General features: G+C 55.7%; 10 protein-coding genes. 4 read left to right on the plus strand and 6 right to left on the minus strand.

Features of this window, described 5'->3' with window-relative positions; translation table 11 throughout:
- Positions 1-167 precede the first annotated feature (167 nt).
- A complete protein-coding gene (locus ACFQI7_RS31825; RefSeq protein ID WP_218101806.1) occupies positions 168-1,007 on the minus strand; it encodes a helix-turn-helix transcriptional regulator in 840 nt (279 codons plus the stop codon).
- A 181-nt stretch (positions 1,008-1,188) separates the two neighbouring features.
- On the opposite strand from ACFQI7_RS31825, the gene ACFQI7_RS31830 reads away from it, so the two are divergent.
- The 3 genes from ACFQI7_RS31830 (at position 1,189) to ACFQI7_RS31840 (ending at position 7,516) form a co-directional block, all read left to right on the plus strand.
- A complete protein-coding gene (locus ACFQI7_RS31830) occupies positions 1,189-2,574 on the plus strand; it encodes an MFS transporter (RefSeq protein ID WP_230415455.1) in 1,386 nt (461 codons plus the stop codon).
- A 353-nt stretch (positions 2,575-2,927) separates the two neighbouring features.
- Entirely contained in the window at positions 2,928-3,590 is a 663-nt protein-coding gene (locus tag ACFQI7_RS31835; RefSeq protein WP_218101807.1) for a response regulator transcription factor, read from the plus strand.
- 275 nt (positions 3,591-3,865) lie between these two features.
- A complete protein-coding gene (locus ACFQI7_RS31840) occupies positions 3,866-7,516 on the plus strand; it encodes a glycoside hydrolase family 44 protein (RefSeq protein ID WP_218101808.1) in 3,651 nt (1,216 codons plus the stop codon).
- A gap of 91 nt (positions 7,517-7,607) precedes the next feature.
- Here the strand turns inward: ACFQI7_RS31840 and ACFQI7_RS31845 are convergent, their stop codons facing one another.
- From ACFQI7_RS31845 to ACFQI7_RS31855, 3 genes are read right to left on the minus strand one after another with little or no spacing between them, the layout of a single operon-like run.
- Positions 7,608-9,332, minus strand: a complete 1,725-nt coding sequence (locus ACFQI7_RS31845; protein WP_218101809.1) for an extracellular solute-binding protein — start codon at positions 9,330-9,332, stop codon at positions 7,608-7,610.
- The gene (locus ACFQI7_RS31850) at positions 9,329-10,438 is read right to left on the minus strand and encodes a response regulator (protein WP_218101810.1); all 1,110 of its coding nucleotides are present in this window, start codon (positions 10,436-10,438) and stop codon (positions 9,329-9,331) included. Before ACFQI7_RS31850 ends, ACFQI7_RS31845 begins: the two co-directional genes overlap by 4 nt.
- Before the next feature lie 19 nt (positions 10,439-10,457).
- Entirely contained in the window at positions 10,458-12,197 is a 1,740-nt protein-coding gene (locus ACFQI7_RS31855) for a sensor histidine kinase (protein WP_218101811.1), read from the minus strand.
- A 237-nt stretch (positions 12,198-12,434) separates the two neighbouring features.
- Here ACFQI7_RS31855 and ACFQI7_RS31860 point away from each other — a divergent pair, with 237 nt between their 5' ends.
- Positions 12,435-13,451 carry a serine hydrolase domain-containing protein gene (locus ACFQI7_RS31860; RefSeq protein ID WP_218101812.1) on the plus strand — a complete coding sequence of 339 codons (1,017 nt, stop codon included), beginning with the start codon at positions 12,435-12,437 and terminating at the stop codon, positions 13,449-13,451.
- Between the two features lie 68 nt (positions 13,452-13,519).
- On the opposite strand, the gene ACFQI7_RS31865 is transcribed toward ACFQI7_RS31860, so the two are convergent.
- Together ACFQI7_RS31865 and ACFQI7_RS31870 are read right to left on the minus strand one after the other, a co-directional pair.
- Positions 13,520-14,116, minus strand: a complete 597-nt coding sequence (locus ACFQI7_RS31865) for a TetR/AcrR family transcriptional regulator (RefSeq protein WP_218101813.1) — start codon at positions 14,114-14,116, stop codon at positions 13,520-13,522.
- Between the two features lie 87 nt (positions 14,117-14,203).
- Positions 14,204-15,670, minus strand: coding sequence for an FAD-dependent oxidoreductase (locus ACFQI7_RS31870; RefSeq protein WP_218101814.1), 1,467 nt, complete (start codon positions 15,668-15,670; stop codon positions 14,204-14,206).
- Positions 15,671-15,762 lie beyond the last annotated feature (92 nt).

Genomic DNA, 15,762 nt, shown 5'->3' on the forward strand with positions numbered 1-15,762 from the left:
ATCCTAGGCAAGAGGGCCGGATAGCAGGCGATCTTTCTTATTTTGCAATCCACATCAGCTAAAATTCATTGAAATGTACCCTTAAAAACAAAACCCCGAAAAAATTCGGGGCTTTGTCAACAATCTGAACAAACATCCCGAACCGTTACGTTCGGGATGTTTGTTGTTTATTGAGCTAACCATGTTTCGAGCTTGGTGACGGTATCGTCATCCTTTGACGGCACATTGATCGTGACCGTCAGATGGGGAGCATCCGATACAAGAAACGAAATTTGATCGAATACGAGCTTCCCGACCGCCGGGTGATCGTTGATTTTCTTCCCCTCGGGGCCGCTAAGCACATCATGCCGCGGCCACCATTCCCTGAATTCCTCGCTCGTCGCGCTCAAATCCGCAATGAGTTCCATCCACCAAGGGTCTCCGGCGAACTTCCCATAAGCGGCGCGAAAGTGCGCCAGACGATGCCTGGCATGCGCTTCCCAGTGTTCGCGCAGCAATTGCCGGACATACGGCGAAGTGAACGTCCGCCACACCGTGTTGCGCTCGCGCGCCGACATCGTCTCGTAATTCCCGTAAATCAGGCTGGCCGCTTTGTTCCAAGCTACGATATTCAGACGCTGATCGGTAACGTATGCAGGACTCGTCCCCTGAAGATCGAGGAAGCGCTGCAGTGTCGGACGAATATCGCTATCCGCGGGCGACAGATCGGCCGGCAGCTGCTGCAACGCGAGCAAAAACAAATGCTTGCGTTCGTTCGAGTCCAGTTGGAGCGCCCGCGCCAAACTTTCCAGCACTTGAGGAGACACTTGAATATCCCGCGCTTGTTCCAGCCACGTATACCAATCGACGCTAACGCCAGCGAGCAGCGCTACTTCCCCGCGCCGAAGACCGGGCGTACGCCGCCGCCCGCCGCCGGGCAAGCCCGCTTGCTCAGGGGAAATACGGGCGCGCCGCGACCGCAGAAACTGCGCCAGCTCATGGAGTCTCTCCTGACGTGACGATTCCATATGTCATTGCCCCGTTTCCGTTTGTCCATTCGTGCCTCGTTCTTCGTTGTCACTTTCATAGGAGAAATTGTCCTAGGATAAACCGTCATCTTATTCTAGTATACAATCCATTATACACTTTCCGTGAGGGGAACGGCGATCCTATATCGAATCGATCTCGTTACGGAAAGGGGATTTGGTTTTGGAAAAAGAACTGCCAATCAAAACATACCGAACCGCCGGACGTTCCAAAGCGCTCCTGCTGCTCGGTTTATCGCTCGGCTATTTCATGGTTTTGCTCGATACGACGGTGGTCAGCGTCGCTCTGCCTGCCATTCACGCCGACTTGGGCGGCGGGCTCGACGGCCTTCAATGGGTCGTCAATGCCTACACGATCGTGTTCGCCGGATTGCTGCTATCTATGGGCGCGTTTGCCGACAAGTTGGGGGCCAAACGCCTCTATATCGGCGGCCTGATTGTATTTCTTGCCGCTTCGGCCCTTACGGCGGCCGCTCCATCGCTCGGTGCGCTCATTGCCTTGCGCGCGATGCTCGGTGTGGGGGGCGCCGCCCTGATGCCGTCGTCGCTCACCCTCCTTGCCCATGCTTATCCCGAACCGGCCGAGCGGGCCCGGGCTCTCGGCGTATGGGCGGCGGTTACCGGTGCGGCGATGGCTGCGGGGCCTGTCGTAGGCGGAATGCTGGTCGACTCGCTCGGTTGGCGCAGCATTTTCCTGCTCCAGGTGCCGCTCGCCATCGTTAGCATGATCATGACTTCGCTGCTCGTCGACGAAACGAGCCGCAAGCCGCACCAAAGCTTGGATCCGGTCGGCCAAATCACGGCCGTTGCCGCCATTGCTTCCTTATCGTTCGCACTCATGGAAGGAGAACCGTACGGCTGGCATTCGCCGGTCATTGTCGCCGCATTCGGCACGGCGCTGCTATGCACCGTTGTATTCCTCATCGCCCAAGCAAAAGGAAAGGCGCCGCTGCTGCCGCTGCTGCTGTTCAAGGACGCCACCGTATCGGCCGGGATGATGGCCGGGATGGCCATTAACATTGGACTGTCGGGTATCTTATTCGTGCTCCCCTTGTACTTGCAGCAAATCGGCGGACTTTCGGCCCACGTCACCGGACTGGCGCTGCTGCCGATGACGATTCCGCTGGCCTTCAATCCGCTCGTTACCGGCCGGATTGTCGGCCGCATCGGACCGAGGATACCGATGACGATCGGATTTGCCCTCGGAGGGCTAGGTACGCTGCTGCAGGTGTGGACGCGGCCGGATACGGGCTATACTTTCACTTTGACCGGACTGCTGCTGATCGGTTTCGGCGTGTCTTATACGATTCCGTCCTTAATGGCCGCTGTCATGTCTTCTGTCCCTAAGGATCAGACCGGAGCGGCTTCCGGGGCGCTGAACTCAATCCGGCAGCTTGGCGCGACGGTCGGCGTCGCCTTATTCGGCTCCATGATCAATGGCAGCCCGTCATTTATGGACGGAATGCAGTTATCGCTTATCGTGACGGCCGTTATTTTGGGCGGCGGCGCCTGTCTGTCATTTGGGCTTATCGGCCGGACAAAGCGTTAAACGTCGGACTGGAAACCGGTAGAGACAACGCCTCCCGCGGCTTGTCTCTACCCGGCCTTCCCGCAGCGTTCCTTCGGTTCATCGCTCTTCCTCGCCGCATGATAATGGCCGGGTTATCTCCCTAAACGCATTTCGCACCTTGTTAAAATGCAACGCCATCGCTTTCGTTGCACACTAGTTCGATTTTGGCGGACGCATGGCAACAAGAAGAAGCGATGACGTTTTGCAACATCGGTTATGACTTGTCATTGTCCTCCCTATGATCGGTCATGAAGTTCCGTGAATCGTTGTGGAAACGCAAATTTTCACGTTATACTATATTCAAAGCCGAGACTTGAACCGGAGTTGATACCATGATCAAAGTGCTGATGGCGGATGACCACACGCTGATGCGAGACGGATTGGAAACGATATTAAGCTTGGAACACGATATCGAAGTTGTCGGGTCGGCGAGAACGGGCGAGGAAGCGCTCGAGATGACGGGACGGCTGCTGCCGCACGTCGTGCTGATGGACATCCAGATGCCCGGCATGAGCGGTATCGCTTGTACGAAGCGGATGAAAGAGCTCTACCCGGACGCCAAGGTACTGATCCTGACGACCTTCGCAGAAGAGGAATACATTATTGAAGCATTCACCGCAGGCGCTGTAGGCTTCCTTCTGAAAGACATGTCCGGCGATAAGCTGACCCAATCGATTCGCGATGCTTTGGCAGGTCAATTCATTTTACCGTCAGCCATCGCCGTCAAGCTGATTTCCCGGCTGGCTGCCGCCACTTCGTCCGGTGCGCATCCGCTGGACAAGGTGCTCCGCAAATCGGCGAACGCCCATCTGACGGATAAGGAAACCCGCGTAGCCCGGCTCATGCTGGAAGGATCAAGCAACCGGGAAATCGCCGAACGGTTATATATGAGCGAGGGCACGGCCAAAAATTATGTCAGTGCGATATATAATAAAATCGGCACGAACGACCGGACGATCGCCGTCATGACGCTGCGCGGGATGTTGGGAGAATAACCTTTCGATCCTCTGCTTCCCCACTCCGCTTCTCTAGCAGTTCCATTTACAACAACAAATCGTTTCCCCACAAATACGGCTGCACACGGCCAGCTTTCCGCTTCGGACCGCAGCCCCCCTCCTATGCAACACATGACCGGTCATCGGCAGATTATGACGCGGTCACTCCCCGAATTAAGCCTTAAGGAACTGTTGATTCCACCCCTGAAAACCCGAAGATGAGTAATGTAACTCGGTTTTCATTTTTGATATTTTTTCGGGGGTGTGAGTTTATTATGGCATTAAGCCGACGCGGCGTTCGCGCATCGTTACGAAGCGCAGCGGCATTCGCTTTATCCGCTCTTCTTGCCTGTACGGGCGTGTTCCCGTCCAATTTTGCAGCCAAGGTGCAAGCGGAGGAACCTAGTTCCAAGCTGGTGGTATACGACGATCAGCTGCGAAACGGGTTTCAAAATTACAGCTGGGCAGCAGTCAATACGAGCCAAACCAAAATTACGCACAGCGGACCGTACGCCATTCAAATGAATCCAAGCAACAACGGCGGCTTGTACTTGTACAAAGACCGCATTGTACAAGTCTCGGATTACGGGATGCTGGAGTTCTGGGTACACGGGGGTTCCGCAGGGGGACAGCAGCTGCGTCTCGTGCTCAATTCCGGTGGTCAGCAGGTGGCCGAGATGCCGCTGAATCAAATGCTGCCGCAAAATAAGCCGATGGCCAGCCAGTGGCAGAAGGCGACCTTGGACTTAACCGCGCTTAACATTCCATACGGGATGTTCGACGGCATTTTGCTGCAGGATAGCAGCGGCACGGAACAGCCGGCGATTTATTTTGACGATATTTCGCTGATCAAAGACAGTAAGGTTCGGATGTCGGGCATGACGGTGACGCCGGAATCGGTCACGATGAAAAAAGGAGACGCCTCCTCGCTTCAAGCTGAGGCGCTATATAGCGACGGCTCACAGCGTCCGATCAACGCTTACGCCCAGTGGAGCTCCAGCAATCCGCAAGCCGTTACGGTAGAGCCGGGCGGGGCGCTGCGGGCTGTTAGCGCCGGCGCATCGGTTGTGAGCGCGACGTATCAAGGGTTCTCGGATACCGTGAGCGTCATGGTGCAATCCACGGACCCTGGGCCGCAGCAGCCTCCCCAACAGGAGCCGCTTCCGGAAGTGAAAGGCATCGTCGTCTACGATGACACATTGAAGCCCCCGTTTCAGGATTACAGCTGGGCGCAGCATGATACGGCGCATGGCGGGACGGTTCACACCGGCACGAAAGCGATTCAGATGGACCCGAGCGGTGAAGGCGGGTTGTACTTATACAAGGGCGACGGTTCGGTGCTTGTCAAGGATCACGACCGGCTCGAGTTTTGGATCAACGGAGGCGCGCAAGGCGGACAACAGCTCAATCTGAGCTTTAACTCCGGCGGCGTTTCCGTCGCAACGATGAGCGTGTCGGACATTACATACGGAGGCGCCATCCCGGCAGGCGCATGGGCGAGAGCTTACGTCTCGCTGCCCGAGCTGGATTTGCCCGGCGGCATCTTCGACGGCATTCTGATCCGCGGGGCATCGGTTGGATCGCAGCCGCCCGTCTATATCGACGATGTGCATCTTCTTGAGAAGTATGTCGCGCCTCCGGAATTGCTGGAACTTGTGCTCGACAAGTACCAGTCGATACTGCTTCCCGGCGACACGGGAACGCTGGAACTGACGGCCAACTACTCGAATAGCACTTCCAATACGGTTCAGGCGGAAGCAAAGTGGTCTTCGAGCGATCCGAGCATTGCGACGGTCGAGCGCGGAAAAGTGACGGCCAAACAGCAGGGCATCGCCAAAATTACGGCAGAGCTCGGCGGCAAGCACGTGTCCGCCTCTGTTCAAGTAACAGGCGTCACGCCCGTAAAAGTCTATGACGAAGGGCCGGCCGAAGGGTTCGGCGACTGGAGCTGGGGCACGCGCGACCTGTACAGCACCAAACAGGCCCATCAAGGGACGCAATCCATCTCCTTCCGGGCCCGAGGCTATGAGGGCATTTGGCTGCACCATAACGATCGGCCTTACGAGCTATCCGAGTATTACGGCGTGCAAATGTGGCTCCACGGCGGAACTGCCGGCAAGCAAAAGCTCAAGCTGCTGCTGCTCAGCGACCGCAGCGTCGTCGGAGATTACGACATTACCCCGCTCCTTCCTTCGGGAGAGCTTCCGGCAGGCGCATGGACGCAAGTTACGGTAAAGCTGGCCGATATCGGCATCAGCAGCGAAACGTTCGACGGCGTCGGATTGCAAGCGTGGGGCGAGCAGGACCAGGGCGAGATGTTCATCGACGATATTTCGCTGCTGCGCAATACGAATCCGGTGAAGCTGCCCGAGCCCGAACTGCCGAAGGTGAGCGTTCAGGTCGATTTCAATGGCGCGCGCCGCGCGGTAAGCCAGGAAATTTTCGGCGTCAATTTCGAGGAAGCGCCGGCCGAGAACGCATCGCAAATGAAATTCCCGATCAAACGTTGGGGCGGCAATCAAATGACGCGCTACAATTGGGAGCTGGATGTGACCAACCGCGGAGGCGACTGGTACTTCCTTAGTTTGACGAACGGCACGCCCGATCCGTCGCAGCTGCCGAACGGTTCGCTGTCCGACCGGTTCATCTCGCAATCGATTGCGGATCAAACGAAAGTGCTGCTGCAGGTGCCGACGATCGGATGGACGCCGAAGAGCCGCGATGTCAAGTGGAGCTTCTCCATCGATAAGTACGGCGCGCAAGCCGGCAACGAATGCGACTGGGGCGAGCCTTGGTGCCGCAAGGATGCAGGAAACGGAAAATTAAAGAACGGCCAATACGTCACCGGCAACGATCCGGAAGATACGTCCAAACGCGTAGGACCGGAGTTTATCGGCCGCTGGGTCGATCACCTGAAAAGCCGTTTCGGCTCCGCCGCCCGGTATTACGCACTGGACAACGAGCCTGCGCTGTGGGGACACGCGCATTGGGACGTCCATCCGGAAATGACGACCTACGATGAAATTTGGAAATATACGCAGGACTATGCGAGCGTAATCAAGGAGAAAGACCCGCAAGCGGAAATTTTCGGTCCGGTATCGTGGGGCTGGTGCGAATATTTCTACTCCGGCAAAGACGGGTGTTACCCGGGCGAGGACATGAGGATGCACGGCGACAAGCCGTTCCTGGAATGGTACTTGGGGCAAGTGCGCGATTATGAGCGCCAAACGGGCAAGCGCCTTGTCGATGTGCTCGACATTCACTATTACCCGGCGGAAGCGGGAATCGCCTTCTCCAACGACGAATCGACCGAAACGTACAAACGCAGGATGAAATCGCTGAAATCGCTGTACGATCCGACGTTCCAAGATCCGTCCTCGTGGATTCAGGAGCCGGTGCGGCTCATTCCGCGTATGCGAGAGCTGGTCGATCAGAACGCTCCGGGCATGAGGTTGGCCATCACCGAGTACAATTTCGGTGACGGAGGCGGCATCGGCAGCGGACTGGCACAGGCGGAAGCGCTCGCCCTGTTCGCCCGCGAAGGCGTAGACGTCGCAACCCGCTGGGGCGGACTGCCGGCGAATACGCCGCTGGAAGATGCGTTCAAGCTGTACGTAAACTACGACGGCAAGGGCGGGCGCGTCGAAGGCGATATGGTACAAACGGTCAGCTCCAACCTCGACGCAGTCGGCGCCTATACGGTGCAAGCTGCGAACGGAACCGTCTATACGCTGCTGTTCAATAAAGATGCCGCGCCGCGTATGGCGGAAATCGCATCGAACCATGATATGTCCGGCAGCCACGAACTGTACCGCTTCGACGGCAGACAGCGGCTCAAGTTCGAGCAAAACGTGCAAGGGACGCAGAGCGGGTTGTCCGTTAAGCTGCCGCCGCGCTCGGCTACACTCATTGTGAGCAAAAAATAGTACGGCAAAGCGATCGGACGATATCTTATCCCGACAAGCATGCCAAAATAAACGACCGCCTGTTGACCTTAACGTCAGCAGGCGGTTCGTTTCATTTCTCAGAAGCCTCGTCGCCATGATTCAATGCATTCCCGCTCCTCTCCGTCTCCCTGTACCATCGATTGATTTCCTCCGTCACGAGATCCCCACCCAGCTTATGCCATTGCCGGACGAACGCATCGAAGCTATCGGCGGGCTCCTTGCCGTATACGATTTTGAGGAAAGCCTCCTTCTCCATCTTTTTCAACAGCGGCCATTTGCTCTTCATCGCTCCGGTATTCGGCCCGACATATTCGTCTTTTTGCGCATAGGCGGCTTGTATATCGCTGACGAGCAGTCCTTCCAGAAAAGTGCGGGAAAGTGTCGAGGCCAGCTTTTTTTCGTACGGCGTCGTAATATGGCCTTGAAACACTCTCCGCTCAATGCTGTCGCCTTGGATGACATTCAGCGGCGCACTCCCCGGAGCCACCATCAAAAAGTTGGCAATGCCCGTATCGGCTCCCGGAAAATCGTAAACCGGCTCGCCGTCCTTCATGATATAATCGTACCCCTCCCCATAACCGTAAACGAAATCCGAATTCGGATCTTCGATGAGCGCGCCGTATACTTTATCCCAATACAAAAAGATGGCGTCCATATGGTTGAATCCTTTACGGAAAATATAGCTGCCGTAAGATAGTTTGGTGCCCATTCTGCCGATTGTGCCGTCCGGACCGACCGGGAAAGGCGCCGGTTTGACCACGGCGCCCGGTACTTGGCGCGGCGTATCGTCCAGCGGCCAGCCGCCCATCCAGCCCGGCCCGGCAATGATGCCGGCGGTCCCCTTCACGAACAAAGCCGCCGCCTGCGGCTCGTCTTGAATGCCGAAGTCTTTATCGATGTACCCCTTGCTATACCAATCACTCAGCCTGCGCAAGGCGGTTTTGATTTCCGGCTGGACCGAACCGTAGGCCAGCGTGCCGTCGCTCATCCGGTTCCATTGGTACGGCTGATCGCCGTACGCGCCATATAGAAAGCTGACGCTCCCCATCCAGGCGTTCAAGTTGTTTTTGCCTGCGAATGCGAGCGCAATCGTATCTTTCTGCCCATTCCCGTCGGGGTCGCCGTTCGTGAACGCGTCCATGACCGTTTCCAGCTCCTCCAGCGTCGTCGGGACGTTCAGGTGCAGCTTGTCGAGCCAATCTTGACGAATCCATAAGATCGGATCCCCTACTTTCCCGTCGGAAATTTGCGGCAGCCCCCACCGCTTCCCGTTGTAGGTGACCGTTTTCCACACGTCGGGATTTTTTTCGTACGCTTCCTTGACCCTCGGCGACGCATAGCTCGCGAAAGCTTCGCTGATATCCATAATTTTGCCGGAATTGACCATCTCTTCAAGCAGGTCCGGCAAATCGTGATTTGTGACGAACAGCACGTCCGGCAGCTCATCCCCGCCGGTGAGCGCGAGCCTGATTTTGGTTGCCAGCGCCTCGTTTTGGTCAGCGACAATCCATTTGTTTTGCTGAATAATGCCGAGCTTCTCCTTAGCCCAGCGGGTAATCGGGTTATGGTCGACCGTATCGCCGTTTTTGAGCGTATCGGAATCGCGGAGCGCTTTGGCCGTCGTGATGACCACAGGCGGATCGAACTTTTCTTTTCCGTTCGGCACGCTTGGTGCGCCCGCCATCGCAGGCTGAGGCTGCTGCTGCTGGCCGGAAGACAGACTCCCCTTGCAGCCGGCGGCGAGCAGGCACATGAACAAGGCTGCCGCTGCTGCCAAGATCGACCTTCGTCTCATGACGGTACCTCTTCCTTCCGCTTCCCGGACGGCAGCCAGATGGTTAACCTCGTTCCCCGCGGCGTATCCGTCGAAGCGATCTGCACCGAGCCGTCCAGCTTCCGCACCCGCTCCTCCATCGCCTTCATGCCGAACCCCGGGCCGTCTGCGCTGTACGGCGCACCGTCGTTCCATAATGCAAAATGAAGCCCGCCCTCGGCATCCGGAAGCAGCTCAAACTCAAACCGGGTTGCATTCCCGTGACGAATCCCGTTCGTGAGCCCTTCCTGCAGCGCATGACAAATCGCCTTGCTTCGCAGCGGGTCCGTAGGAGGCAGCGCTTCAATCCGGCAGGTTATGCTAATGTCGGCTGCTTTCTCCGTTACGCGGATCAGGTGCAAAAGCGCGGGCTCCAGATCCGTCGCTGTCTCCGTCTTGGCAGACTGCATTTTCCATACGGCTTCCCGGATGTCGTTCAAGCTTTTGCGCACCAGGTCCTGCGAAAATTCAAGCCGTTTGAGGCCCTCCTGTTCATTGCGGACAAGCAGCCGCTTCGCCGCTTCGATCTGCACGAGCGTTGTGGTGAGCGTATGTCCTACCAGATCGTGAATATCGGCGGCAATGCGGCTGCGTTCCTCCAGCATCGACGATTCGGCGAACGCTTTTTCCACCATCAGGTCCGTTTGCAGCTGCTCCAGCATCGTGCGCAGCGCCTCATCGGATTGTTCAAGCTCCTTCTTCTTCTCCAGCTGCTTTCTGCGGCGCTGTACAATCCGGTTCATCGAGACGGACAGCGCTTCATCCCGTACCGGCTTCATCAAATAATCGACGGCTTGCAGCTCGATCGCCCGCTTCGCGTATTCAAAATCGGCATAGCCGGTAATCAGAATGCATTCGATATCGCGTTGCCGGGCTTTGGCTTGCTCGATTAGCTCGAGCCCCGACATGCCGGGCATCCGAATATCGGTCAATACAATATCGATTTCATGTTCCTCGACCAGCTTGAGCGCGTCCGTACCGGAATACGCTTTATAAATGCGGGTCACCTCGTATTGTTCCCATGGTGTGGTCGTTGCAAGGCTTTCTACCAAATGCTTATGGTCATCCACAATCAATATCGAGAACATACGCTCGCAATTTCCTCCTTTATTCATATACATGGACTGCTGTCTCTTGCTTCAGCCATTGCAATGTGATCCGTAACCCCCCGGAAGCGGCGGCTTCGACGATGATTCCCGATCCTTCGCCAAAATGGTAGCGCAGCCGCATATGCACGTTCCACAGCCCGCAGCTTCGTTCCGGAAGTTTTTGCTTTGCAAGCCGTTCCTGCAGCTCCTCCACCTCGGAGGGCGGCATGCCGACCCCGTCGTCCTCGACGATTATCCGGCGCCAGCCCTGCTCTTCTTCACCGGTTATGCGAATGCTCCCGTCTTCCACCTTGGGCTCCAGGCCGTGGACGATCGCATTTTCCACAATCGGCTGAATCAGAAGCCTCGGAATCGCCTCGTGCAGCATCGATTCCGGCACATGCGTCTCGCAGCGGATTTTGCCCAGCTGCCAGTTCATGACTTCCGCGTAAGACGTCACGAACGCAAGTTCATCGCGGACGGTCGTGATCATCCGATCGTTGCGCGTCGTGTACCTGTAGTAATCCGCCAAACTGTGAGCCATGGAGACGATCGGCTGCGTACGGTTCATTTTGGCCATGCTCACGATGAACGCCAGGCTATTGTACAAAAAATGCGGGTTGATCTGGGATTGAAGCTGCTTCATCGACGCTTCCTTCGCGCGAATGTCGCTCAAATATACTTTTTCGATCAAATGCTGAATTTGCGCTGCCATTTCGTTAAACTGCGTCACGAGCAGCTGAAAGTCGCGGTTTTGCTTGGTCGTAACTCTTGTGGAAAATTCGCCCCTCTTAAAATGAAACACGCTTTGCGTAAGCGAGCGGATCGGCACCTGCACGTGAACGTACAGGAGAAAGGCGGCAATGACGCCAAACAGCAGCAGCAGTCCGGACGTGAGGTAAAACAAATGCTTGCTCCTTGTCACCGGGGCCAGTATGTCCTCCAGCGGCACATAATCGACGAGCGTCCAGCCCAGTTTGTCCGAGGTCAGCGCATAAATGAGGTACTGCTTGTTGCGAAGCTTGACGATGTTCTTATGGGATCCGTCCGACCCGAGCGATTTCGACTGAATGATTTCCCGTACCATCGGCTCGTCGGACGAGGAGTTGGGTACGTATTCCCCGGACGCTTTGTAAAAGAAAGGGTCGTTGTTGCCGTTCGTTTTGAAGCTGTCGAGCAGCATGGTGATATTATTTTCCATCAGATCCACTTCGACGACGATTGAAGACTTGCTCAAATCGGTGGCGGCGGCGGCCGACGGTCCGACGAAATACCGGGTAAACACGCGCTTCGTAATGCCGCTGACCTGCACGTTTCGCAACGTCCAGCTCGTACCCTTGCGCAGGTTGTCGGCTAACTCTTTCTCGTTGTAGGCAATCGGCGTCTGGGAAGAGACGGCAAGATCGAGGGCGGGAAAATATACGCTGATGCGGTTCATCCACGAAGTGGACAAACTGAACAGCCCCAGCTTCCGCTCAATCGTCCCGATCATGAGCGAATAATCGTAGCCGTTCTCCGGCACGGCCCCGGCCGCCAGTTCGGCGAAATCCGGATCCTTCGTTACGATATTCGCGTAGACGGACACTTGCTCCATCGTATCTTCTATGGCGCTCAGGAAATGGGACACCCGGTTTTGGTTGGCGATGTTGATCTGTTCCTCGACGACCTGTGTGCTTTTCTGGTTCGAGTATATATAAATGATGAAAATCGGGGCGATCAGGAAGAAAATCAACAGGATCACTTTGGTAATCAGATTCATAGCGCACTCCTGTTTCTGGAACGTTTAATCTCACTATAACCGATAATGTTCGCGATGACGAGAGCCCATGGAGAGTAAAAACGTATGGAATTCGGTGGAAAAAGAAATCGGTTGCGTAGCGGGCTTTCCCGCTCCATTCCGCGCGTCGGCCAATGAATTTCATTCCAAAAATGTGAAATCTTTTGTATAATACAGAGCGAACTTACGTTCCATTTCATGTCAAAGGAATGAAGCCGAATGAGCCTGAATCCTTTCAGCGCGTTAACCGAATATACCGAACACATCCAACACCGCATTGCCGCATCCGCAGCCGCATTATGCATTATAAAAGACAACAATATCATACATGAATGGTATGCGGGACATCATCATTTCCATAAGGGGGCGAGAAAGACCGGGGATACGTCGCAATTTAACGTTTATTCCACCAGAGTCACCTACGTAGGCTTGGCCGCCGCCATTGCCATTGATGACGGTCACATCGGGAGTCTGGATGATCGGCTAAGCGAATATATGCCGGACAGCGATAAAGATGTGCTCGGCGATACAACCTTGCGGCACCTCGTTACGCGCACGACGGGACTGCAGTTTAAAGGAAGTCAGGTGACACGCAAGTTTGCCCCGGGCACGGCACTCGAAGGAAAGAAACCGGAGATCCTCGCCGCCATCGTTAAACAAGCAACCGGCAGAACGGTTGCCGATATCATAACCGAACGCGTGTTGAAACCGATGAATTTGACGCAGACGGAGTGGCGAACCGAGGGGAAAGAAACGTTGGTATGCGACATTACCGCTCCCGACAGTTACCCGACGTTGCGGCTGGAATCGGATGAAGGCAGCGATCGCAATCTGTATGTAAGCGCGCAAGAGCTTGCGCTCTGGGGAAATTTGCATTTGAACAACGGAATGCACGAAGGAAGGCAGATCGTGCCGAAGGAAGTAATCGACATGGCGGTTTCGGTTCAGACCCCGCCATCGTTGCCGGTTCATTTGCCCCGGCTCGGCTTTTTCTGGTGGATTCAACACCCCCGCACGGAACAAAGCGAAATCGGCCCTCACTTACCGGAATATACGTATCAAATTCTCGGTGCGTCCGGTTGTTCTTGCACCGTCATTCCGAAACATCGCGCGGTCGTGGTCCGCATGACCAACAGCCTCTGGACGTTCGGTGGAAAAAATAATTTCGACCACATCGCCGACATTCAGCATTTCGGCAATTTGGCCGAATCTGCATTAAGTCGTTGGCCGGATTGAAGAAAAGTGCACCGCCGGGGCGACTGTTGCACCCGGCCATGCACCTCTCCTGCCGCGGACCGCTTGCGTTAACGCGCAGCGATCATCCGCAATACCATGTCGACGCTGGGAATCCGGTAATCGTCGATCTCTTGCGCATTCAATACCATAAGCCCGGATAAAACCGATAAATAGGAGGAAATCAGCTCATCAGGGCTGCCCTCCGCGATTTCGCCGGCTTGCTGTCCTTCTACAAACAGCGGACGCAGCAAGGAAACAAACAACGCCATGGAATACTGCTTCATCAGCTGCTTGACTTCGTCGGGGACGCCGTCGGACGTACGTGCCTGGTGAATAAGCAGGAAATAAGGCGCGCCGCTCTCATCGAGTATTTCGTGGGTTAGCGCCCTAATTTTGTCCATCGGCGAGCCCGGAAGATCCAGGACGGTTCTCATCCCCTCTTGCGATGCGATCATGGCCCCCCGCACCAAGGTCGTAAAGAGCTCTTCCTTCGACTTGAAATAATGGTACAGCAAGCCGTGACTGATGCCGGCCTCGGCGGCGATCATGCTCATTTTCGTTCCGACGATCCCCCGCCTGGCGAACACTTTCAGAGCGGCGCCCATAATTTGTTCCCTGCGTTCATCGCGAATCTGGTGCAATTGTTCGTCGTTTAAAGGGGCCACTGAACCGTTCATCTCCTTTTCCTTTACTCCATGCCTCTTGCCGCTTATTAATGATTCATAAATTTCCATTGACCAAATGATTGGCTATCAACGCACGGATTCATACGATACGCCGGTGAAGGAGGGCACGATGCGATCCCACTCATTCTCCCATGATGGACCATACTGCCAGGAAAGCTCTGCGAGCAGCGTTCTGCCTTCGTCCGTTGCGGCGAGCACCGTTGCCGCCATTTGCGGATTCAATATTTTATCAGGTGAAACGGACAGCGTGTTTACGGCCCAGTACAGACCGTAAAGCTCCCAGCTCTGCTCAGTTGTCGCATGTTTCAAATACAAATCCATATATTTTCGCCCGAAACCAATGCCCTTCAGCGGCTCGGAGCCTGCGTACTGCACGCCTTCCCATTGTAGATCGTTTGCGCAATTGAGCCACCAGGCAGGCCCGATCGCATCTTGCATTTTTTGAAGAACGCGCTGTTCGAAGCCATCCTTGGGCGCATGCCCGCGTTCCTGCAGGCACGATTCCAGCACTTCCGCTTCCATCGCAGCGACCGTCATCCCTTGACCGAAAATCGGATCGTATATGCAGAACGCATCACCCAGAACCAGTAAGCCGGACGGCCACCGCGACATCCGTTCATAGCGATGCCGGTACAGTTCCGATACGCGAAACCCGCGAGGGGATCCAATCGGCTCCAGCTGCTGCAATATGTCCGCTATAATCGGACTCGGCAGCCCGGCTACCGCCTGCTCGAACGCTTCCGCATCCGTGGGCGGGAAATGCCCTCCCGGACGGTAAAGCAGCATCTCTGCGATACGATTTTCGATAAAGGAAAATACGCCCGTGTAAGTTCCTTTGGCCGGCTGTCCGGCTATATTGATGACGTCCCATGTATCGGTCATATGCAGCAAATGGGCAGGAACCTTATAGCGGCGGGTGCTGTAGCCGAGATCGACTTTCAGCATATCCGGGCTCGGCACGTCATAGCCCAGCTCCGCAAGCCACTTCGGCAGCCTGGAATGCCGCCCGCTCGTATCCACCACCATATCGCCGGCAAGCGTCAGCTCCGCTTTCCCACGCTCCCGGACCCGCACCCCTGTAACCGCCGTCCGGTCCGGGTTCGTTACGAGCTCGATCACATCGTGGTTCGGAAGAAACCGCACATGGGATATCCGCTTCGCCCGCTGACGCAGCACCCATTCCAGCGCTGCCCGGCTGAACTTGATATCGTTACGCTGATACTGTCCGACAAAGCTTCCGTATGCATTCATGTTGTGAACGGTCTTGTTCAGCGACGTTGGAGCCCCAAGCGTCAATAAATCGTTCTCATATCCGGGAAAGAGGCGCTCTGTAATCTGCTTGCCGCGCTGCGTGAACCGGTGAGGATGAAAACCGTGCGGCGTACCCGCCCGGTCCTCCGGCTTGTCGGGGAAGTCGTCTTTATCAATGATAAGAACCTCTTCATAATAATCAGAAAGCACTCTTGCAGTCAATAATCCGGCAATGCTCCCTCCAATGACCAGTGCTTTGCCTTCCTTACGTTCGTTGTTCATCGTTACGTCTCCTCCTAATGGGTGGATTGATTTTAGATTGACTAAGTCAATCAATAATAAAGTAAAAAAAAAAATTTGCACCTAGCCGCCGC

The sequence above is a fragment of the Paenibacillus allorhizosphaerae genome, from assembly GCF_042659105.1.
GTDB lineage: Bacteria > Bacillota > Bacilli > Paenibacillales > NBRC-103111 > Paenibacillus_G > Paenibacillus_G allorhizosphaerae.

Bases quoted from the DNA above. Each gene is read 5' to 3' on its own strand.
- ACFQI7_RS31825 (WP_218101806.1), bottom strand. From the start codon at position 1,007: ATGGAATCGTCACGTCAGGAGAGACTCCATGAGCTGGCGCAGTTTCTG.
- ACFQI7_RS31870 (WP_218101814.1), bottom strand. From the start codon at position 15,670: ATGAACAACGAACGTAAGGAAGGCAAAGCACTGGTCATTGGAGGGAGC.
- ACFQI7_RS31835 (WP_218101807.1), top strand. From the start codon at position 2,928: ATGATCAAAGTGCTGATGGCGGATGACCACACGCTGATGCGAGACGGA.
- ACFQI7_RS31840 (WP_218101808.1), top strand. From the start codon at position 3,866: ATGGCATTAAGCCGACGCGGCGTTCGCGCATCGTTACGAAGCGCAGCG.
- ACFQI7_RS31855 (WP_218101811.1), bottom strand. From the start codon at position 12,197: ATGAATCTGATTACCAAAGTGATCCTGTTGATTTTCTTCCTGATCGCC.
- ACFQI7_RS31860 (WP_218101812.1), top strand. From the start codon at position 12,435: ATGAGCCTGAATCCTTTCAGCGCGTTAACCGAATATACCGAACACATC.
- ACFQI7_RS31845 (WP_218101809.1), bottom strand. From the start codon at position 9,332: ATGAGACGAAGGTCGATCTTGGCAGCAGCGGCAGCCTTGTTCATGTGC.
- ACFQI7_RS31850 (WP_218101810.1), bottom strand. From the start codon at position 10,438: ATGTTCTCGATATTGATTGTGGATGACCATAAGCATTTGGTAGAAAGC.